This is a genomic window from Streptomyces sp. NPDC028314 (assembly GCF_055565795.1).
In genome coordinates, this window is record NZ_JBVHTP010000010.1 from 21,380 (window position 1) to 40,703 (window position 19,324).

At 73.9% G+C, this 19,324-nt stretch carries 18 protein-coding genes; 7 read left to right on the forward strand and 11 right to left on the reverse strand.

Annotated features, from left to right (window positions below):
* Positions 1-144 precede the first annotated feature (144 nt).
* From ACZ4TG_RS22580 to ACZ4TG_RS22605, 6 genes are all read right to left on the reverse strand, one after another.
* Positions 145-1,086, reverse strand: a complete 942-nt coding sequence (locus ACZ4TG_RS22580; protein WP_468165537.1) for an ECF transporter S component — start codon at positions 1,084-1,086, stop codon at positions 145-147.
* Complete coding sequence (locus ACZ4TG_RS22585) at positions 1,083-3,194, reverse strand: ABC transporter ATP-binding protein (protein ID WP_468165539.1); 2,112 nt, start codon at positions 3,192-3,194, stop codon at positions 1,083-1,085. The genes ACZ4TG_RS22580 and ACZ4TG_RS22585 overlap by 4 nt, the downstream gene beginning before the upstream one ends.
* Positions 3,191-4,540, reverse strand: coding sequence for an energy-coupling factor transporter transmembrane component T (locus tag ACZ4TG_RS22590; RefSeq protein ID WP_468165541.1), 1,350 nt, complete (start codon positions 4,538-4,540; stop codon positions 3,191-3,193). Before ACZ4TG_RS22590 ends, ACZ4TG_RS22585 begins: the two co-directional genes overlap by 4 nt.
* Positions 4,537-5,208, reverse strand: coding sequence for an SCO2322 family protein (locus ACZ4TG_RS22595; RefSeq protein WP_468165543.1), 672 nt, complete (start codon positions 5,206-5,208; stop codon positions 4,537-4,539). Before ACZ4TG_RS22595 ends, ACZ4TG_RS22590 begins: the two co-directional genes overlap by 4 nt.
* Complete coding sequence (locus tag ACZ4TG_RS22600; protein WP_468165546.1) at positions 5,208-6,446, reverse strand: prenyltransferase/squalene oxidase repeat-containing protein; 1,239 nt, start codon at positions 6,444-6,446, stop codon at positions 5,208-5,210. Before ACZ4TG_RS22600 ends, ACZ4TG_RS22595 begins: the two co-directional genes overlap by 1 nt.
* A gap of 240 nt (positions 6,447-6,686) precedes the next feature.
* Positions 6,687-7,823, reverse strand: coding sequence for an MBL fold metallo-hydrolase (locus tag ACZ4TG_RS22605; protein WP_468165549.1), 1,137 nt, complete (start codon positions 7,821-7,823; stop codon positions 6,687-6,689).
* 281 nt (positions 7,824-8,104) lie between these two features.
* On the opposite strand from ACZ4TG_RS22605, the gene ACZ4TG_RS22610 reads away from it, so the two are divergent.
* Both ACZ4TG_RS22610 and ACZ4TG_RS22615 read left to right on the forward strand, forming a co-directional pair.
* Positions 8,105-9,586 carry an aldehyde dehydrogenase gene (locus ACZ4TG_RS22610; protein ID WP_468165552.1) on the forward strand — a complete coding sequence of 494 codons (1,482 nt, stop codon included), beginning with the start codon at positions 8,105-8,107 and terminating at the stop codon, positions 9,584-9,586.
* Positions 9,586-9,819: a ferredoxin gene (locus ACZ4TG_RS22615; protein ID WP_468165555.1), complete on the forward strand. Its 234-nt coding sequence runs from the start codon at positions 9,586-9,588 to the stop codon at positions 9,817-9,819. Before ACZ4TG_RS22610 ends, ACZ4TG_RS22615 begins: the two co-directional genes overlap by 1 nt.
* 102 nt (positions 9,820-9,921) lie before the next feature.
* On the opposite strand, the gene ACZ4TG_RS22620 is transcribed toward ACZ4TG_RS22615, so the two are convergent.
* Complete coding sequence (locus ACZ4TG_RS22620) at positions 9,922-10,545, reverse strand: TetR family transcriptional regulator (RefSeq protein ID WP_468165558.1); 624 nt, start codon at positions 10,543-10,545, stop codon at positions 9,922-9,924.
* Positions 10,546-10,772: 227 nt separating this feature from the next.
* Here ACZ4TG_RS22620 and ACZ4TG_RS22625 point away from each other — a divergent pair, with 227 nt between their 5' ends.
* The 3 genes from ACZ4TG_RS22625 to ACZ4TG_RS22635 all read left to right on the forward strand — a co-directional run bounded on the left by ACZ4TG_RS22625 (position 10,773) and on the right by ACZ4TG_RS22635 (position 14,009).
* A complete protein-coding gene (locus ACZ4TG_RS22625) occupies positions 10,773-12,086 on the forward strand; it encodes a glycosyltransferase family 4 protein (RefSeq protein WP_468165561.1) in 1,314 nt (437 codons plus the stop codon).
* A 109-nt stretch (positions 12,087-12,195) separates the two neighbouring features.
* Positions 12,196-12,930 carry a class I SAM-dependent methyltransferase gene (locus ACZ4TG_RS22630; protein WP_030156375.1) on the forward strand — a complete coding sequence of 245 codons (735 nt, stop codon included), beginning with the start codon at positions 12,196-12,198 and terminating at the stop codon, positions 12,928-12,930.
* Positions 12,927-14,009 (forward strand): prenyltransferase/squalene oxidase repeat-containing protein, encoded by a 1,083-nt coding sequence (locus ACZ4TG_RS22635; protein WP_468165565.1) that lies wholly within the window; start codon positions 12,927-12,929, stop codon positions 14,007-14,009. Before ACZ4TG_RS22630 ends, ACZ4TG_RS22635 begins: the two co-directional genes overlap by 4 nt.
* A gap of 118 nt (positions 14,010-14,127) precedes the next feature.
* Here ACZ4TG_RS22635 and ACZ4TG_RS22640 read toward each other — a convergent pair whose 3' ends face one another.
* Positions 14,128-14,430 carry a hypothetical protein gene (locus ACZ4TG_RS22640; protein ID WP_468165568.1) on the reverse strand — a complete coding sequence of 101 codons (303 nt, stop codon included), beginning with the start codon at positions 14,428-14,430 and terminating at the stop codon, positions 14,128-14,130.
* Between the two features lie 157 nt (positions 14,431-14,587).
* Between ACZ4TG_RS22640 and ACZ4TG_RS22645 the strand changes: the two genes are divergently transcribed.
* Together ACZ4TG_RS22645 and ACZ4TG_RS22650 are read left to right on the forward strand one after the other, a co-directional pair.
* Positions 14,588-15,187: a hypothetical protein gene (locus ACZ4TG_RS22645; RefSeq protein WP_468166156.1), complete on the forward strand. Its 600-nt coding sequence runs from the start codon at positions 14,588-14,590 to the stop codon at positions 15,185-15,187.
* A 111-nt stretch (positions 15,188-15,298) separates the two neighbouring features.
* Positions 15,299-15,679 carry a hypothetical protein gene (locus tag ACZ4TG_RS22650; protein WP_468165571.1) on the forward strand — a complete coding sequence of 127 codons (381 nt, stop codon included), beginning with the start codon at positions 15,299-15,301 and terminating at the stop codon, positions 15,677-15,679.
* A gap of 95 nt (positions 15,680-15,774) precedes the next feature.
* Here the strand turns inward: ACZ4TG_RS22650 and ACZ4TG_RS22655 are convergent, their stop codons facing one another.
* The 3 genes from ACZ4TG_RS22655 to ACZ4TG_RS22665 all read right to left on the reverse strand — a co-directional run bounded on the left by ACZ4TG_RS22655 (position 15,775) and on the right by ACZ4TG_RS22665 (position 19,160).
* Positions 15,775-17,022 (reverse strand): serine hydrolase domain-containing protein, encoded by a 1,248-nt coding sequence (locus ACZ4TG_RS22655; RefSeq protein WP_468165574.1) that lies wholly within the window; start codon positions 17,020-17,022, stop codon positions 15,775-15,777.
* Between the two features lie 176 nt (positions 17,023-17,198).
* Positions 17,199-18,098: an aminoglycoside phosphotransferase family protein gene (locus ACZ4TG_RS22660; RefSeq protein ID WP_468165577.1), complete on the reverse strand. Its 900-nt coding sequence runs from the start codon at positions 18,096-18,098 to the stop codon at positions 17,199-17,201.
* Positions 18,099-18,149: 51 nt separating this feature from the next.
* Complete coding sequence (locus ACZ4TG_RS22665; protein WP_468165580.1) at positions 18,150-19,160, reverse strand: LLM class F420-dependent oxidoreductase; 1,011 nt, start codon at positions 19,158-19,160, stop codon at positions 18,150-18,152.
* Positions 19,161-19,324 lie beyond the last annotated feature (164 nt).

A 19,324-nucleotide genomic window follows, 5' to 3' on the forward strand; every position in this document is an offset into this window, starting at 1 on the left:
TGAGGGGGGAGATATGAGGCGTTCGGGGGCAACTATCCCGGTTCGTATGTGACGTGGGTCCTGTGGGGCGGGTCACCGCCGGAGGCCCCAAATGTCACTGTCCGGAGCCATTCGTAGCCTTTTAGGGGATGGGACAAAACGGCCCTAAACCCCTGATTCAAAGGAAATCGGGGCATCGAAGGCCGCCTTTCGTGTCGCGCGGCGCAGCGCCTTCAGCAGCGTGGCCCCGAGCGACAGGGTCAGTACGACGGTCAGCGCGGCCCGGCCCAGATCCCAGCCCAGCGAGGTCGCCAGGCAGTACGCGACGAAGCGCGCCAGGTTCTCCGGCACCGGGTCCCCGGGGTGGAAGGAGATGCCCTGGCCCATGCCCTGCAGGATCACCCAGCCCTGGAGGTTCATGATCGTGCCGTACGCGAACGAGCCCACGAACCCGTACGCCGCCAGCATCGCCAGCTCGGCCCGGCCACGGATCCGGCCGGGGCCGGGCAGCAGCCCCGCGCCCAGCGAGAACCAGCCCAGCGCCAGCATCTGGAACGGCATCCACGGCCCGACCCCGCCGGTGAGCAGGGCTGACGCGAACATCGTCACCGAGCCCAGCACGAAGCCGAAGCCGGGCCCGAGGACACGGCCGCTCAGCACCATCAGGAAGAACATGGGCTCCAGGCCGGCCGTACCCGCGCCCAGCGGTCTGAGCGCGGCCCCGACCGCGGCCAGTACGCCCAGCATGGCGACGGCCTTGGCGTCGATGCCGTCGTCGGCGATCGTCGCGACGACGACGGCGACGAGGAGGGGCAGGAGCGCGGCGAAGAGCCAGGGGGCGTCCTGGGAGTGGGCGAGGCCGGACTGACGGTCCGCGAGCAGGGGCCAGCCGAAGGCGGCGATGCCGATGAGGGTAACGAGGACCAGGGCCGCGGCGGCGCGGGGGCCGATGCGGACGGGGCGGGGCGCGGGGGACGACGCCTTGGGGCGGGGGTCGGGGCGGGTGTCGGGGCCGGGGCCGGAGTCGGGGGCGGGCCGGGTGCCGGAGCCGGGGGCGGGGCGGGTGTCGGCGGGGCCGGCGTCGGGGCCGGGCGTGGGGTGGGTCATGGGGTGGGGCCGTCCGTGTTGCCGGTGTCCTTGGGGTCGGCGTGCTCGGAGCCGGTGTCCTTGGGGTCGGCGTGCTCGGAGCCGGTGGCTGCCAGGGCCGCCGAGACCTGGGAGACCGTGAGCCAGTGGCCCGGCGCCAGGATCTTGGCCACCTGCGGGGCGAAGGCGGGGGAGGACACCACCACCTCCGCCGTCGGGCCGTCCGCGACGATCTCCCCGCCGGCCAGGATCACCACCCGGTGGGCCAGCTCGGCGGCGAGCTCCACGTCGTGCGTGGCCAGGATGATGGCGTGGCCCCGGGCCGCCAGCGTGCGGAGGATCTCGATCAGGCGGGCCTTGGCGGCGTAGTCCAGGCCGCGGGTGGGCTCGTCGAGCAGCAGCAGGGCCGGCCGGCCGGTCAGCACCAGGGCCAGGGCCAGGGCCAGGCGCTGGCCCTCGGAGAGATCGCGCGGGTGGGTGTCGTCGGGGACGCCGGGCAGCAGGGCCGACACCAGATCACGGCAGGTCCCTGGCGCGGCGCCCGCGTCGGAGTCGGCGGCGTCGCACTCGGCGGCGACGGTGTCGGCGTAGAGGAGGTCGCGGGGGTCCTGTGGGACCAGCGCGACGCGGCGGATCATCTCCGGGGGCGGCGTGCGGTGGGGGGTCCGGCCGGCGACGGTCACCTGGCCAGTGAAGGGCTCGACGGTGCCGACGAGGGTGGCGAGGAGGGTGGACTTGCCGGCGCCGTTGCGGCCCATGAGGGCGAGGGTCTCGCCGGGTGCGATGGCGAGGTCGATGCCGTGCAGGACCTCGGCGCGGCCCCGCCGGACCGATACGGCGGTGGCCGTGGCGACGGGGGGCCGGGCCGGTCCCGTGCCGGTTGCCGGGGGCGGGGTGGTGGGGGCCGGGTCCATGCCGAGGGCCGGGGCCGGGGCGGCCGGCTTACGGCGCAGCCGGGCCCAGAGGGTGGGGCGGGAGCCGGGTCCGCTGCGCGGAGCCTCTTCCCCACCCCGCCCCTTCCCGAAACCGGGGCTCCGCCCCGGACCCCGCGCCTCAGACGCCGGCGGGGCTTCGGAGCCGGAACCGGGGATCCGCCCAGGGCCCTGCGCCTCAGACGCGGGCGCGGCTTCGGAGCCGGAACCGGGGATCCGCCCCGGGCCCTGCGCCTCAGACGCCGGCGCGGCTTCGGAGCCGGGGCGCTGCCCCGGGCCGTGCGCCTCAGACGCCGGCCCGGCGGTCGGGGCGGCGAGGGGGGTGGGGGCGAGCGGGGGTCGGGGGGTGGCCGTCGTGGGGGTGGCCGGGTCGGGGAGCGGCTCCGGTAGGCGGGACCTGAGGGGAGCGGCGAGGCGGCGCGCGTCGCGGACCGACAGGGGGAGGGGGGACCAGCCCGCGAGGCGGCCCAGGGAGACGACCGGGGGGTGGACCGGGGAGATCGCCATGATGTCGGCCGGGGTGCCCAGGACGGGGGCCGCGCCCGGGGACGGGAGCAGCAGGACGCGGTCGGCGTACTGGACCACCCGCTCCAGGCGGTGCTCCGCCATCAGCACGGTGGTGCCCAGGTCGTGGACCAGGCGCTGGAGGACCGCCAGGACCTCCTCGGCCGCCGCCGGGTCCAGCGCCGAGGTCGGTTCGTCCAGAACCAGCACCTTCGGGTGCGGGGTGAGGACCGAGCCGATCGCGACCCGCTGCTGTTGGCCGCCGGACAGGGTGGCGATGGGGCGGTCGCGGAGTTCGTTCAGGCCCAGCAGGTCGAGGGTCTCCTCGACGCGGCGGCGCATCACGGCAGGGGCCAGGCCCAGCGACTCCATGCCGTACGCCAGCTCGTCCTCGACGACGTCCGTCACGAAGTGGGCCAGCGGATCCTGGCCGACCGTGCCCACCACGTCCGCGAGCTCGCGCGGCTTGTGGGTACGGGTGTCGCGGCCCGCGACCGTGACCCGGCCCCGCAGCCGGCCGCCCGTGAAGTGCGGGACCAGTCCGCAGACGGCTCCCAGGAGAGTCGACTTGCCGACACCCGACGGGCCGACCAGCAAGGTCAGCTCCCCCTCCGGCACCTCGAAGTCCGCGTCGCGCAAAGAGGGCGCCGGGGCTCCCTCATAGGTCACCGACACCCGCTCGAAACGGATCACTGCGACGCCTCCTTCGGCGGTACGGGTGCCACGAAGGCGGGGAGCAGGCCGATGAGGATCGCCGCCGCGGGCCAGAGCGGCAGGCCGGGCGCGACCAGCGGGACGACGCCCGGGCGCAGCCCCTCCGGGTCCACCGTCCCGGCACGGATCAGCAGGGCCGCGACCGCGGCCCCCGACCCGGCGACCAGCCAGGCCCGCGGCCCCCACCGGTCGGGCCGGTACCGGGTCCGGATGCTGCGCCGCCCGCCCAGGCGCAGGCCCGCCAGGGCCAGGGCGAGGCCGATGAAGAGGACGGGCAGGCCGAACGCGGCGCCCTCCGCCGCGAGCAGCCCGTACGTACCCGCGCACATGCCGAGGAGGCCGCCGAGGGTGAGGGCGTTGGTGGTGTGCCGGACGGCCGGCGGGACCTGCGCCGTGCGCCCGTACCCGCGCGCGTCCATCGAGGCGGCCACCGCCACCGACCGCTCCAGGGCGCCCTCCAGGACCGGCAGGCCGATCTGGAGGACCGCCTTCACCCCGCCGGTGGGGCGACCGCGCAGCCTGCGGGCGGTCCGCAGCCGCACCACGTCGGCGACCATGTTCGGCGCGAAGGTCATGGCGACGACCACGGCCACGCCCGCCTCGTACAGGGCCGCGGGAAGGGACTTCAGCAGCCGGGCCGGGTTGGCGAGCGCGTTCGCGGCGCCGACACAGATGAGGAGGGTGGCCAGCTTCGCGCCGTCGTAGAAGGCGAAGACCAGCTGTTCGGCGGTGACCTTGCCACCGAACCGGATGCCCTGCGCCCAGGCCGGCAGCGGGACCTCCGGGAGGGTGAAGAGGGTGTGCGAGCCGGGCAGGGGCGAGCCGAGCAGCATGGAGAACAGGAGGCGCAGGCCGATGACGAACAGGCCGAGCTTGATGAACGCCCCGTAGGAACGCGCCCACGGCGCGGCGGTCCGGCGGGCGGCGACCACGTACCCGGCGACGCCGACGATCAGGCCGAGGAGCAGCGGATTGGTGGTCCGGGAGGCGGCGGTGGCGAGCCCGAGGGCCCAGATCCACCAAGCCCCCGCGTGCAGGGCGTTCCCACGGCGGGCCTCGGGGGCCAGGCGCCTACGGCGTTTTTCGTACGTGGTCCCGTGCGGGGCGCCCGCAGCCGCGGCGGCGCCGCGCCGGGGCGGGGCCGTCTCGCCGGGTGCGGCGCCGTGCGTGGTGCCGTGCGTGGTGCCGGCCAGGGCGCCGGGTGCGGCGCCGTCCGCGGTGCGCCCGGGGCGCAGCCGGGCCCGGTGGCCGTCCGCGCCGCCGCGCGCGCCGCCTTCCGGGCCGCCGCCCGTGGTCACCGGGCCCGTGGCTGCCGGGTCCGTCATCGGGAGCGGCGGCGGGACTGCCAGATTCCGGCCGCGGCCAGGGCGGCCACCGCCGCGATGCCCGCGACGAGGCCCGCCGAGGGGCCGCCGCCCCCGTCCGAAGCGGAGGCCGACGGGGCCGAGGAGGACGCCGCCGACGGCTGCTGCTGCGTGCCGTCGGCGATCGGTTCGCCACAGCCCTGCTTCGGGTAGCCCGAGATCCCGCACAGCAGCGCCGCGCTGTTGTAGCGCAGCGGCTTCGCGACCGCCGCCAGGGCCTCCGCCGTCGTGGCCTCCGGGGCCACCTGGGCGCAGGCCGTGCGCGGGGTGTCCCGGGGCGGGGTCTCGCCCGACGGTGCTTCCCCCGGGGTTCCGAAGTCGACGACCAGGGCCACCCGCTTCCTGCCCTCAGCCGCCGGGGTGTCCGAGCAGATGGCGCCGAAGTCGGCGCCGGTGCGCGGCTGCGCCGACTGGTCACCCGCGTCCTTGCTCACGCCGAAGCGGAACCCCTGGACCGTGCCGTCCGCGGGGCGGGACGTCGAGGGGCCCTGGGTGGCGTACGCCCAGGACCCGTTCGCGCCGCCGTCCCAGAAGGACCAGTACCGGTAGCTCGACGCCAATGCGGGAGCCGAGGCGAGCAGGGTGAGCAGGACGCCGAAGGCGAGGGCCAGAGCGGGCAGCCGGCGCATCAGAGCTGGTTCTTCTTCCGGCGGCCGCTCAGCAGGATGCCGATGCCCATGCCGGCCGCGGCGCCCGCGCCGACGATCCACCAGATGTTCTGGCTGCCGGAGCCCTCGTCGTCCTTCTTCTCCTTCACCATCCCGCCGGTCGCAGGGGTCTGCGGGGCCGGGCCCGTGGCGTTGAGCGCGGTGACCAGGTCGGTGCCGCCGAAGGCCTTCGGGTCGGTGCCCGTCGCGTGCGCGGTGAGGATCAGGGTGCCGAGCGCCGCCGGCTTGTCCTTGGCCCACTCGGCGGAGTTGGTCTTCAGCCACTCCAGCGCGCCCGCCGCCGACTGCTTGTGCCCGGCCGCGGCCAGGGCGATCACCGCGTCGGCGGTGTTGCCGGTGTCCGGGGTCGGCTGGTCGGCGCCCGGGGTGACCGCCGTGAGGTGGCCGTCCTTCTTCAGGGCCTCGGCCAGGTAGCCGGCCGCGCCCTGGGCGGCGGCCGCCGGGTCGGCGGCGCCGGCCGGGCAGGCCAGCGCGGCCGCGGGGGTGTCGGCGCCGACCGGGGCGACGACCGCGCCCTTGCCGAGGGCGGCCAGGGCCGCGGCGGCCGTCGCGTCGGCGTTGGCCGGCAGCTTGCCGTCGGCGGCCTGGTAGCCGAAGGCGCCCCGGTCGCCGGCGGGCTCGGTGGCGCAGCCCAGCTGGAAGGCCAGCAGGCCCTCGTACGCGGACTTGCCCGCCTTCGACTTCACCTCGGCCGGCTTCTCGCCCGCGACGGCGAGGGCGCTGATGACGAGGGCGGTGGAGCTGCCCTCGCTGGGGGAGCCGGGGACGTAGGCCCAGCCGCCGTCCTCGTTCTGGACGGACTTCAGCCAGTCCACGCCCTTCTTCACCGCCGCGTCGTGGCCGCCGAGCGCCTTCAGCGCCTGCACGGCCACCGCGGTGGCGTTGGTGTCGAGCACCGTCGTCGCGTCGCACGCCTTCGAGGCGTCCGCGCGGAAGGAGGCGAAACCGCCGTCGGCGCACTGCTGGCCGGTGAGCCAGTCCACGGCCTGGGCGGCGGGCTTCACACCGACGGTCTGCTGGGCGAGCAGCGCGAAGGACTGGCGCCACACACCGTCGTACGTCGGGTCGGCCTTGCCGAAGAGGCCTGACGGGACGACCGGGGCCGGGGAGGGGGAGGGCGCGGCGAGGGCTGCGGGGGCGGCGCCCACGCAGAGCACGGCGGAGGCGGCGAGCGCGGCTGCGCTGCGGCGGACGTTCATGGCGGGGCGGGTGCCTCTCGTGCTGGGGAGCTGGAGGCAGGCACGCTCAGGTACCGGGCTCCGGCTCCGTATTCCTCGACGGTGCCGGCCGCCGGGACCCGGCGGCACGAGCCGCGCACCTCCGCTGCGGGGCATTCCGGCTCCCCGCCCCGCTGCTGCGCGGGCCGGGTCACGGTTGCGGGTCAGCGCCGGTTTCGCACCGGCTTCCCCCCGCGCGGAAGTGTGGACGACGGGCCCACTCTACCGGCCCGTAGGTTTCGCACGCGGGGGCGCCGGAGGCCGCGGGGCCCTGCCGGACCGGCCCGCGCATCCGCCGCGCGGACCGCGCGGCAGCCCCTGGAGCGCCCGGTACGCCACCGGGTCGCTGCCCGGGACGGGCTCCGCCCGGCCCTGTTTCACCAGCCGCCTCAGGTGGGCTTCCGCTTCCGAGACGGCGATGTTCCGGGAGCCGTACGGGATCTGCTCCCAGGGCCGGTTCCACTCCATCCGCTCCGCCAGCGCCCACGGGGTCAGCGGCTGCGCGAGCAGTTCCCACAGCCCGGTCAGCCGCTCCTCGTGGTGCAGCAGGAGCTCCCGGACGCGGGCCGGGGCGTCGGTGAAGGCGTACTGGTGGGCCGGGAGCACCTCGGCGGGCTCCAGGCGGCCGATGCGTTCGAGGGAGTCGAGGTAGTCGCCGAGCGGATCGGTGACCCGGTCGTCGCCGGGGGCCTCGTACAGGCCGATGTGCGGGGAGATCCCCGGCAGCAGGTGGTCGCCGGAGAAGAGCCGGCCGTTGCCCGGGAGGTTCGCCGGGTGGGCCTCCTCCAGGTGCAGGCAGACGTGGCCGGGGGTGTGGCCCGGGGTCCAGATCGCGCGGAGCCGGCGGCCGGCGAGGGGCAGCAGCTCGCCGGGGGCGATCTCCCGGTCGGGGACGGCGGCCCGCAGCCCGGGCAGGGTGCGCATCCGGCCGCTCGCGCGGGCCGCCCGCAGCGGGGTGATGTGCTCCTCGGGGGCTCCGGCGGCGGCCAGCTTCTCGCTCATGTAGTCGAACCAGACACCGGGCTCCGCGGAGCGGGTCCGTACGACGACCTCGGTGTCGGCGGCGTGCATGGCGATCCACGCCCCGGAGGCCTCCCGGACCTTGCCGGACAGGCCGTGGTGGTCGGGGTGGTGGTGGGTGATGACCACGCCGTGGATGTCGTGGACCGAGGTGCCGAGGGCGGCGAGGCCCGAGACGAGGGTGTCCCAGGACTCCGGGTCGTCCCAGCCGGTGTCGACGAGGACCGGGCCGCGGTCGGTGTCGAGGACGTGGACGAGGGTGTGCCCGAGGGGATTGTCCGGGATGGGGACCTTGATGCCCCGCACGCCTCCGCCGTGGTCGGTGACCTGAGGTGTCATGAGGGCTCCCTGTCTGGCTGTGTGTCCGGCTGGCTGTCTGGCTGGCTGTCCGTGTCGGGCGGTCCGTGTCCGGCTGTCCGGCTGTCCGGGCGTCCGGCTCTCCGGCGCGATAAGGAGAACTTGTTTCAGTAGTCGCCCAAGTCGACCATCTAACCGTGTTTCTGACCAGTCGTTGGATCTTCCGCGTCGTTCCGTCCCGGCCGTGGACTCCTGGAACTAGAACTGGTATCAGTTCTGGAACGCCAAGCCGCAGGTAGCCGTAGCCGCAGGAGGCCTCAGCCATGACCGAGCTCGTGGAACACGGACAACTGTTCATCGGCGGGGAGTGGGCCGACCCGCTGGGCACCGAGACCATCCGGATCGTCTCCCCCCACACCGAGCAGGTCATCGGCAGCGTCCCGCACGCCTCCGCGGCGGACGTCGACCGGGCCGTCGCCGTCGCGCGCAAGGCGTTCGACGAGGGGCCCTGGCCCCGGATGTCGCTGGACGAGCGGATCGCCGTGGTCACCCGGATCAAGGACGCCATCGCCGTCCGGCACGAGGAGATCGCCCGGTCGATCAGCTCCCAGAACGGGTCCCCGTACTCCTGGTCCGTCCTCGCCCAGGCGCTCGGCCCGATGATGGTCTACGACGCCGCCATCACGGTGGCGCGCGACTTCCCGTACGAGGAGCACCGCCAGGGCGTGCTCGGGCCGATCCTGGTCCGGCGGGAGCCGGTGGGCGTGGTCGCCGCCGTCATCCCATGGAACGTCCCGCAGTTCGTGGCCGCCGCCAAGCTCGCGCCCGCGCTGCTGACCGGCTCCTCGGTGATCCTCAAGCCCTCGCCGGAGTCGCCGCTGGACTCGTACATCCTGGCCGACATCGTGCGCGAGGCCGGGCTGCCCGAGGGCGTGCTGTCGATCCTGCCCGCGGACCGGGAGGTGAGCGAGTACCTCGTCGGCCACCCCGGCATCGACAAGGTGGCCTTCACCGGTTCGGTGGCCGCGGGCAGGCGGGTCATGGAGGTCGCCTCGCGCAACCTCACCCGGGTCACCCTGGAACTCGGCGGCAAGTCCGCCGCCGTGATCCTGCCCGACGCCGACCTGGAGACCACCGTCGCCGGGATCGTTCCGGCGGCCTGGATGAACAACGGCCAGGCCTGCGTGGCCCAGACCCGGGTGCTGGCGCCGCGCAGCCGCTACGCGGAGGTGGCCGAGGCGCTGGCCGCGGCGGCCGGCGCGCTGGTGGTCGGCGACCCGCTGGACCCGGCGACGCAGCTGGGGCCGCTGGTGGCGAAGCGGCAGCAGCAGCGCTCGCTGGACTACATCCGGATCGGGCAGGAGGAGGGCGCGAAGGTGCTCGTCGGCGGCGGCCGCCCGGCGGGGCTGGAGCAGGGCTGGTACGTCGAGCCGACGCTGTTCGGGGACGTCGACAACTCCATGCGGATCGCCCGGGAGGAGATCTTCGGGCCGGTGGTCTGCCTGATCCCGTACGGGGACGAGGCGGAGGCGGCGCGGATCGCCAACGACTCTGAGTTCGGGCTGAGCGGCAGCGTGTGGACCGGAGACGTGGAGCACGGCATCGACTTCGCGCGCGGGGTGCGGACGGGCACGTTCAACGTGAACACCTTCAGCCTGGACATGCTCGGGCCGTTCGGCGGCTACAAGAACAGCGGCGTCGGGCGGGAGTTCGGCCCCGAGGGGCTGAGCGAGTACCTGGAGCACAAGATGATCCACCTGCCGGCGGGCTACCAGCCGCCCGCGGGCCCCGGGGCGGGTGCGTGATGGGTGACCGCTGGCACGTGGAGGTGGACCGCGGGGTCTGCATCGGCTCCGGCATGTGCGTCAACCACGCCCCGGCGGGCTTCCGCCTCGACTCCGCCCGCCAGTCCCACCCGGCGTCCTCCGAGACGGACGCGAACGAACCGGTCCTGACGGCGGCCGAGGGCTGCCCGGTGGAGGCCATCACGATCACCCTGCTGGGCAGCGGCGAGGCGGTGTTCCCGCCGGAGGAGTAGGAGGAGGAGTCCGAGAAGGACAGGGGAGAAGGAGACCGGGCCGGGTCAGCCCGCGCCCCGCGCGTCACGCCCGTCCCGCCGCTCCGCCCCCGGACGGCGGGATCAGGCCTTTTCCGGGGCCGTGAGGTCGATCAGCCGGCAGACGGTCTCGATGTCGATCTTCACCTGGGCGATCGACGCCCGGCCCGACAGCCAGGTGATCAGTGCCGAGTGCCAGGTGTGCTCGATGACCCGCACCGCTGACAGCTGCTCCGCCGTCGGCGGCCCGTCCAGACCCATCGCGTCCAGGATGATCGCCGTGGTCAGCCGGGACACCGTGTCCACCTCGGGGCTCACGCTGCGGTCCGCGAACGTCAGCGCGCGGACCATGGCGTCCGCCAGGTGTGGCTCGCGCTGGAGCGCGCGGAAGGCGCCCATCAGGGTCTCCGCGACCCGGGCCGCCGGGTCCTCGCCGGCCGGGGGGCGCTTGCGGAGCGTGGTGTGCATGTGCTGGAGCTGGTCCTGCATGGTGGCGACCAGCAGGTGCACCTTGGACGGGAAGTACCGGTACAGGGTGCCGAGCGCCACGCCGGCCGCCTCCGCGACCTCCCGCATCTGGACCGCGTCGAAACCGCCCCGGCTGGCCAGCTGCGCGCTGGCGTGGAGGATCCGGCGCCGACGCGCCTCCTGGCGCTCCGTCAGGGGCGGGGACGCCGGCGTGGTCACGGCTTTCGCTTCCGCTGTCATCTGTCCCGTTCCAAGGCGTTCCGTGTCGTTGCGGTGACTGTTTCGGGGCTGATCCGGGCCCAGCATGTCAGGCGCCCGAGCCGTGGCGCGAATCACCTGCTCCGCCTCTTACGGTGTGGTTTCCGGCCGGTAGATTCAATGCTCTTCGACGGATCAAGTCTGAAACTTGTTCTACATTATCCGAGCGGTTACGCTCCGGCGAAAGTGCAGGGAGAAGGGGGCCGAGAGTGACCGCAGAGGCCATGGTGACGAGCCCTTTCGCGGGTCCCGCCACCGACGGTGACCGCCCGTTGCGCATCGCGCTCCTCACTTATAAGGGGAACCCGTTCTGCGGCGGCCAGGGCGTCTACGTCCGGCACCTCTCCCGGGAACTCGTGCGGCTCGGCCATTCGGTCGAGGTCATCGGCGCCCAGCCCTACCCGGTGCTCGACACCGGCGCCACGCTGACCGAGCTGCCGAGCCTGGACCTCTACCGCAGCCCCGACCCGTTCCGCACGCCGCGGCGCGAGGAGTACCGGGACTGGATCGACGCCGTCGAGGTCGCCACCATGTGGACCGGCGGATTCCCCGAGCCGCTGACGTTCTCGCTGCGGGCGCGCAGGCATCTGGCCGCGCGGGCCGGCGAGTTCGACGTGATCCACGACAACCAGACCCTCGGCTACGGGCTGTTGGCCGATCTCGGCGCCCCGCTGGTCACCACGATCCACCACCCCATCACCGTCGACCGGAAGCTGGACCTGGCCGCCGCCAAGAGCCGCAAGAAGCGGGCCTCCGTGCGGCGTTGGTACGCCTTCACGCGCATGCAGGGCCGCGTCGCCCGCCGGCTGCCGTCCGTGCTCACCGTGTCCGGGTCCTCGCAGGCGGAGATCGCCGAGCACCTCGGCGTGCGGGACGACCGCATCCACGTGGTGCACATCGGCGCCGACACCGACCTCTGGTCGCCCGACGCGTCCGTGGCCGAGGTGCCCGGGCGGATCGTGACGACGTCCAGCGCCGACGTGCCGCTCAAGGGGCTCGTGCACCTGGTCGAGGCGCTCGCGAAGCTCCGTACGGAACAGCCCGAAGCGCACCTCGTCGTCGTCGGCAAGCGCGCCGAGAAGGGGCCGGTCGCCCGCGCGATCGAGTCGTACGGGCTCCAGGACGCCGTCCGCTTCGTCAAGGGCATCACCGACGCCGAGCTCGTCGACCTGGTGCGCAGCGCGCAGATCGCCTGTGTGCCCTCGCTGTACGAAGGCTTCTCGCTCCCCGCGGCCGAGGCCATGGCCACCGGCACCCCGCTCGTCGCCACCACCGGCGGGGCGATCCCCGAGGTGGCCGGGCCCGACGGGGAGACCTGCCTGGCCGTGCCGCCCGGCGACGCGGGGGCACTGGCCGCCGCGCTGGGCCGGCTGCTGGGCGACGCCCGGCTGCGCGAGCGGCTCGGCGCCGCCGGACGCGACAGAGTCCTGGCCCGGTTCACCTGGGCCAAGGCCGCCGAGGGGACCGTGGTGCACTACCGCGCCGCCATCGAGCAGGCCGCCCGAACCCGCCGCGCGCGCTGACCTTCCGCTCGATGAGCCGCCCCCGCTCCACGGCCTCCCTGCGCCCCATGACTTCCCACCGTTTCGAGATCCACCCCGTACACCCCCGCGACTGCGAAGGCAGGACCACGTGCTGACCGTCGATTTCTCCCGGTTCCCGCTCGCCGCAGGCGACCGCGTGCTCGATCTGGGCTGCGGCGCAGGCCGGCACGCCTTCGAGTGCTACCGGCGCGGCGCCCAGGTGGTCGCCGTGGACCGCAACGGCGAGGAGATCCGCGAGGTCGCCAAGTGGTTCGCCGCCATGAAGGAGGCCGGCGAGGCCCCGGCCGGCGCCACCGCCACCGCCATGGAGGGCGACGCGCTCGCCCTGCCCTTCCCCGACGAGTCCTTCGACGTGGTCATCATCTCCGAGGTGATGGAGCACATCCCCGACGACAAGGGCGTGCTCGCCGAGATGGTGCGGGTGCTCAAGCCCGGCGGCCGGATCGCCATCACCGTGCCGCGCTACGGCCCCGAGAAGATCTGCTGGGCGCTGTCCGACGCGTACCACGAGGTCGAGGGCGGGCACATCCGCATCTACAAGGCCGACGAGCTGCTGGGGAAGATGGAGGCCGCGGGCCTCAAGCCGTACGGCACCCACCACGCGCACGGGCTGCACTCCCCGTACTGGTGGCTCAAGTGCGCCTTCGGCGTCGACAACGACAAGGCGCTGCCCGTCAAGGCGTACCACAAGCTCCTGGTCTGGGACATCATGAAGAAGCCGCTGGCCACGCGCCTCGCGGAGCAGGCCCTCAACCCGGTGATCGGCAAGAGCTTCGTGGCGTACGCGACCAAGCCCCACCTCCCCGTGGGCGCCGCCAAGTGAGCTCGCCCGGCCGTACCGAACACCTGGTCCTGGACGGCGTACTGACCGCCGAGCAGGCCGCCCGGACGGTCGCGGGGATCCTGGCGGCCCAGCGCGCGGACGGGGCGATCCCGTGGTTCCGCGGCCACCACCTCGACCCGTGGGACCACACCGAGGCCGCGATGGCCCTGGACGTGGCGGGCGAACACGAGGCGGCGGAGCGGGCGTACGACTGGCTCGCGCGGCACCAGAACCAGGACGGCTCCTGGTACGCGGCCTACGCCGACCGCGCGGACGGCGTCGACACCGCCGAGCCGCAGGACGCGAGCCGGGAGTCCAACTTCGTCGCGTACATAGCCGTCGGGGTCTGGCACCACTACCTGGCCACCGGCGACGACCCCTTCCTGGACCGGATGTGGCCGGCGGTGTACGCGGCCGTCGAGTTCGTCCTCGCGCTCCAGCAGCCGGGCGGCGAGATCGGCTGGAAGCGGGAGGCGGACGGCGCCGCCGTCACCGACGCCCTGCTCACCGGGTCCTCGTCGATCCACCAGGCGCTGCGGTGCGCGCTGGCCATCGCCGACCACCGCGGGGACCCGCAGCCGGACTGGGAGCTGGCGGCGGGAGCACTGGGGCACGCGATACGGCGGCACCCGGAACGCTTCCTGGACAAGTCCCGCTACTCCATGGACTGGTACTACCCGGTGCTGGGCGGGGCGCTGACCGGGCGCGAGGCGCAGGCGCGGATCGAGGAGCGCTGGGACGAGTTCGTCGTACCGGACCTCGGCGTGCGGTGCGTGCTGCCGAACCCGTGGGTGACGGGCGGGGAGTCCTGCGAGCTGGCGCTCGCGCTGTGGGCGATGGGGGAGTCCGACCGGGCACTGGAGATCCTGCGGTCCATCGGGCACCTGCGGGCCGAGAACGGCATGTACTGGACGGGGTACGTGTTCGAGGACGAGGCGGTCTGGCCGGTCGAGCAGACGACCTGGACGGCCGGTTCGCTGCTGCTGGCCGTCGCCGCACTGGGCGGGGACGAGGCGACGGGCGAGGTCTTCGGCGGGCTGAACCTGCCGCGGGGGCTGGAGCCGGACTGCTGCGGCTGAGCGGGCGGGTGCCCGGGGGATGAGGCGAGCCCCCGGACACCGGCCGGACTCCTTCAGGGCCCTGGCGGCGTTGGCCGGACCCGTCAGGGTTTCACCGGACCCTCGGGGTTTCAGGGCCCTAGCGGCGGTAGAGCCAGCCGGCGACGGCGTGGCCGATGAAGAGGTAGACCACGGCCGCGATGCCGTAGCCGACCACGACCTGGACCCATTCACGGCTGAAGGTGAACAGGTCGTACGACCAGCCGGCCAGCCAGGAGGCGGCGTCGTGGATGAAGTCGACCAGACCGTTGCCCTGGTTGGCATCCAGCAGGTAGAGCAGGATCCACAGGGCGATGACGAAGGCCAGCACGTCCGCCACCACTGCGACGGCCCGGCCTGCCTGACTGCTTCCGCGGGCTTGTACTCGGGTGTGTGTGGGCATGACCCGCGTCTTGCCGCGTAGGGAACGGGTAAACCCGAACGGGTCCCCCAAGTGGCGCAGCCCCGCACCCCGGGTGAGGCTGCCTGGGACACCTCAGTCCCCGGAGGCAACAGTGTCCCAACGCAGAACCTTCCCCCTCGGCCGTGCCCTCACGGCGATGCTCCTGTCCTGCGCGCTCCTGGCCGGCGCCACCGCCTGCGGCTCCTCCCGTGGCGGAGACCGGAGCGAGGACGTCTCCCTCTCCGCGGCGGCCAACGCGGACCAGGCGGCAGCCGAGGCGGCGGCCATCGAGGTGCTGGCCGCCGAGGAGGCGGCCCCCACCCCCTCGCCCAGCACCACCGCCGAGAAGCAGAAGTTCGCCAAGACGCGCTTCGTCGCCAACGCGGGCCTGGCGGCCGGAGCCACCTATCAGTGGATCATCAAGCCGTACCGCGAGGGCAAGTTCAAGAAGGGCGCCAAGGGCCGGACGTTCGCGCTCATCAAGGCGGGCCTCGCGGGCGCCTTCGCGTACAACCGGCTGAAGGCGGCCGTCGACAACGCCAAGGGCGACCCGCTGTTGTCGAAGGCGGTGGCCCCGCTGACGGCCGGCATCGAGTCCCTCAAGGGGCTCGGGTCCAAGCTCCGCAAGGGGCAGGCGGGTGACGCGGACATCGGCTCGTTCGAGAACGTCATCAACGGCGTCAAGGACGCGGGCAAGAGCGCGGGAGCCGTGGTGACCGACAAGGTCCCGAGCACCTCGCAGCTCGGCGGCGGCTAACGGCCGCTCCCACCCTTCCCCTCCGGCGGAGCCATGGTCGGGGCCGGCGTCAGCGCCCCCTCGATCGTGGCCCGCAGGAAGACGTGCGGATTCTGCTGTTTCAATGGGGGCGTGATCGAGTACGTGGTGGCGGCAGGGGTGGTGGCGGGGGCCGGGTGGCTGCTGCGGCGCAAGCACCGCCAGAGGGCGGCCGTCGGGCCGGTGCCCGGGATTCCGGGGATGGCGCGGTGGCCCGCCGGGCAGGGGCGGTGGCGGCCGGGGCGGGTGTACGCCGAGCAGGGCGCGGCCCGCTGGATTCCGCAGCGGGGTGAGCCGGTGCTGCTGGCCGAGGCGCGGGCCGCGGGGGTGCGGGCGCCCTCCGTGAAGGAGGCGATGTCCATCAACCCCGGCTCGCGGATCGTGACCTGTGCCTCCGCGGGGGGCGGCAGCATCGAGATCGCCGTCATGGCGCTGGACCTGCGGGAGCTGCTCGCGGCCGTCCCGGAGGCGTGACGCGGAAGGGCGTGACGCGGGAGGCGTGACGTGGGAGGCGTGATGCCGGCGCGCGGCCCGTTGCCATCGGCCCCCCACCGGGTTGAAGGTCCTGGTCAGCCGGTGCCGGGGGAGGTCGCTTTATGGCCCGGGTAGACGTGGCCGGGGGTGACGATGCTGGTCACCGCCTGGCCGAAGAGGGTGCTGGGCTCCTGGCCCTTGTAGCGGCTGTCGGTGTTGAGGAGGATGACCATGGTCGCCTGCGCCTGGGGCAGGTAGACGGGGAGGACCTCGTAGCCGGGCAGTGAGCCGTTGTGGCCGATCCAGCCCTGGACGTTGAAGATGCCCAGCCCGTAGCCGTCGCCGGGGACGTCCATCGGGAAGGTCTTCAGGCGCTCGGCCTGGGTGGCGGGCTTCAGCAGGGTGCCGGTGGCGAGGGTGCGGGCCCAGCTGCGCAGGTCCTGCAGGTCGGAGATCATCGCTCCGGCGGCCCAGCCCCAGGAGGGGTTCCAGTCGGTGGCGTTCTCGGTCCTGCCCGAGGCCGTCTGGTCGGTGTAGCCCTGCGCGTGGGGATCGGGGAACTCGGCACCCGTCGGGAAGAGCGTGTCGTGCAGTCCGGCCGGCTCCACGACGTCCTTCCTGATGACCTCGGCGAGCGGCCGGCCCGTGACCTTCTCCACCACCAGGCCGAGCAGGATCAGGTTGGTGTTGGAGTAGTCGAACTCCGCGCCCGGCTGGAACTGCACGGGGTGTTTGAAGGAGTAGGCGAGCAACTGCTGTGGTGTGAAGGACTGTTCGGGATCGGCTTCGAACTTCTTGATGAAGCCGGAGTCCAGGCTGTAGTTGAAGAGCCCGCTGCGCATGCCTGCCAGTTCGCGCAGGGTGATGCGGTCGCCGTTCGGAACACCCTTGACGTACTTGCCGATCGGGTCGTCCAGGCCGATCTTTCCCCGGTCGACCAGCCGGAGCAGGGCCGTGACGGTGAACGTCTTGGTCTCACTGCCGATGCGCACGCGGAGATCGGTGGCCATGGGGGCGCCGGTCGCCTTGTCCGCGACGCCGAAGGTCCTCACGTAGCTCCCCTTGCCGGGAGCCCACAGGCCCACGGTCACGCCCGGCACCTGCGTCTCGCGCATGACCCGACGCACGGCCGCGTCCAGTTGGGCCGCGACGGCCGGCGTGAGCTGCCGGAACTCCGAGCCGGAGTCCGGGGAGGGGGCGGCGGAGGGGGCGGGCGAGGGGGCGGGCGAGGGTGCCGGAGCGGTCGCCCCGTACGCCGTGCCCGCGACCGCCGGGGCTACGAGCACACCTGCGGCGACGACCGCCGCGCAGGCCCGGCGCAGCCGGATGTGGGTTGGCTTCACGGGCGTGGTCTCCTGTCGTCCGGGGGACCCCAGGCAGCACCCTCAGCGTAGGCCTGCGCCACCCCGGCCGCGCGGCGAGCCGTTCCGGTCCCGGACCGGTCCCGGACCGGCTCTCGGGCCGGGACCGGGACCGGCCTCCGACGGGTCGCTCCGGCCCGGCCGGGGGCCTGCCGCCCTCAGGCCTCTTCCAGTACCGCGCGGATCACGTGGCGGGCGTTGCGGGCCATCGCCGGGTTCGTGGTGCGGTAGTACGGGAGGGCGATCAGGGCCTGGGAGAGGGACCGGGCGCGGCCGCGGGTCCAGGTCGCCCGGTCCACGTCGAGCGCCTCGCGGAAGACTTCCCGCGCGCCCGCCGGCAGCAGGTTCCACGCCGGGAACAGGTCGCAGGCCGGGTCGCCGACGCCCGTGCAGCCGAAGTCGATCACCGCGGTCAGCCGGCCGGCGTCCACCAGCAGGTTGCCCGGCATCAGGTCGGCGTGCAGCCACACCGGGGGGCCGTCCCAGGCCGGGGCCCGCAGCGCGTCCTCCCACACGGCGCTCACCGCATCGCAGTCGACGCCTTCCTGCGGGATCCCGCGCAGCCGCCCGATCGCGGCCCGGGTCGCGGCGTCGAGCGAGGCGAGCGGGCCGCCGCGGTGGGCGGCCGGCGCCCCCGGCAGGGTGAGGCCGCGCATCGCCGCCACGAACCCGGCCAGGTCCCCGGCCAGCAGTTCGGGTTCGCTCAGCGCCCCCGCCTCCGGGTTCTCCCCGGCCAGCCACCGGTACACCGACCAGGGCCACGGGTACCCCTCGGCGGGCTCCCCCGCCGCGAGCACCTCGGGCACGGCCGCGGGCAGCCGGGGTGCGAGGAGCGGCAGCCACTCCCGCTCCATGGCCACGTCCCCGGCACCGCCCTTCACCAGCGGCAGCCGTACGACCATGTGCTCGCCCAGCCGGTACATGGCGTTGACCGTGCCGCCGGAGGGGAACCGCTTCACCACCAGCCCCGTCCACTGCGGGAACTGCCCGGCGATCAGCCGCCGTACGAGGTCGTCGTCGATGGGGTGCATGTCGGGGTGCATCTGCCCTGTGCTCATGGGCCCCATCCGACCGCCGCACCACGGGACCGTCAAACCCTTTTGGGATCCTCAGGAGTTGAGCTCCGCCAGGACCCGCAGGGTGTGCGGGTCCGGCGCGGTGAGGAGGAGGTCGGTGACCGGGCCCTTGCGCCACAGGTCGAGGCGTTCGGCGATGCGTGCGCGGGGTCCTACCAGGGAGATCTCGTCGGCGAAGGCGTCCGGGACGGCCAGGACGGCCTCCTCCTTGCGGCCGGCGAGGAACAGCTCCTGGATGCGGCGGGCCTGCTCCTCGTAGCCCATCCTGGCCATCAGGTCGGCGTGGAAGTTGCGGGCGGCGTGGCCCATGCCGCCGATGTAGAAGCCGAGCATCGCCTTGACCGGTAGGAGCCCCTCGGCGACGTCGTCGCAGACCTTGGCGCGTGCCATCGGGGCGATCATGAACCCCTCGGGGAGGTCCGCGAGCGAGGCCTCGTACACGTCGGTGCGGGTGGGCGACCAGTAGAGGGGGAGCCAGCCGTCCGCGATCCGGGTCGTCTGGGCGATGTTCTTCGGGCCCTCCGCGCCGAGCAGGACCGGCAGGTCCGCGCGCAGCGGGTGGGTGATGGGCTTGAGGGGTTTGCCGATGCCGGTGCCGTCCGCGCCGCGGTACGGGTGGCTGTGGAAGCGGCCGTCCAGGGTGACGGGGGCCTCGCGGCGCAGCACCTGGCGGATGACGTCCACGTACTCCCGGGTCGCGGTGAGGGGGCTGGAGGGAAAGGGGCGCCCGTACCAGCCCTCGACCACCTGGGGGCCGGACAGGCCCAGGCCCAGCATCATGCGGCCGCCCGAGAGGTGGTCCAGGGTGAGGGCGTGCATGGCGGTGGCGGTGGGGGTGCGGGCGGACATCTGGGCGATGGCGGTGCCGAGGCGGATCCGCGAGGTGTGCGCGGCGATCCAGGTCAGCGGGGTGAAGGCGTCCGAGCCCCAGGCCTCGGCGGTCCACACCGAGTCGTAGCCGAGGCGCTCGGCCTCGGTGGCGAGGTCGAGGTGGCTTGGGCTGGGACCGCGGCCCCAGTAGCCGAGTGCGAGTCCGAGGCGCATGTACGGTCCCCCTCCGCGAGGCCGTCCCCGGCCGCCGAGCGGCGGGAAGGCTGCCATATCTGACGCTGCGTCAGGTGACTTTAGGGCACCGCCCCCGCCCCGGGAAGACCGAAGGCCCCCGCCTGGACGGCGGGGGCCTTCGGGTGGTCGGTGCCGAGCGGCAC

Excerpts from the sequence above, each read along its gene's own strand:
- ACZ4TG_RS22580 (WP_468165537.1), bottom strand. The coding sequence starts at position 1,086 with ATGACCCACCCCACGCCCGGCCCCGACGCCGGCCCCGCCGACACCCGC.
- ACZ4TG_RS22590 (WP_468165541.1), bottom strand. The coding sequence starts at position 4,540 with ATGACGGACCCGGCAGCCACGGGCCCGGTGACCACGGGCGGCGGCCCG.
- ACZ4TG_RS22595 (WP_468165543.1), bottom strand. The coding sequence starts at position 5,208 with ATGCGCCGGCTGCCCGCTCTGGCCCTCGCCTTCGGCGTCCTGCTCACC.
- ACZ4TG_RS22600 (WP_468165546.1), bottom strand. The coding sequence starts at position 6,446 with ATGAACGTCCGCCGCAGCGCAGCCGCGCTCGCCGCCTCCGCCGTGCTC.
- ACZ4TG_RS22605 (WP_468165549.1), bottom strand. The coding sequence starts at position 7,823 with ATGACACCTCAGGTCACCGACCACGGCGGAGGCGTGCGGGGCATCAAG.
- ACZ4TG_RS22610 (WP_468165552.1), top strand. The coding sequence starts at position 8,105 with ATGACCGAGCTCGTGGAACACGGACAACTGTTCATCGGCGGGGAGTGG.
- ACZ4TG_RS22615 (WP_468165555.1), top strand. The coding sequence starts at position 9,586 with ATGGGTGACCGCTGGCACGTGGAGGTGGACCGCGGGGTCTGCATCGGC.
- ACZ4TG_RS22620 (WP_468165558.1), bottom strand. The coding sequence starts at position 10,545 with ATGACAGCGGAAGCGAAAGCCGTGACCACGCCGGCGTCCCCGCCCCTG.
- ACZ4TG_RS22640 (WP_468165568.1), bottom strand. The coding sequence starts at position 14,430 with ATGCCCACACACACCCGAGTACAAGCCCGCGGAAGCAGTCAGGCAGGC.
- ACZ4TG_RS22645 (WP_468166156.1), top strand. The coding sequence starts at position 14,588 with ATGCTCCTGTCCTGCGCGCTCCTGGCCGGCGCCACCGCCTGCGGCTCC.
- ACZ4TG_RS22660 (WP_468165577.1), bottom strand. The coding sequence starts at position 18,098 with ATGAGCACAGGGCAGATGCACCCCGACATGCACCCCATCGACGACGAC.
- ACZ4TG_RS22665 (WP_468165580.1), bottom strand. The coding sequence starts at position 19,160 with ATGCGCCTCGGACTCGCACTCGGCTACTGGGGCCGCGGTCCCAGCCCA.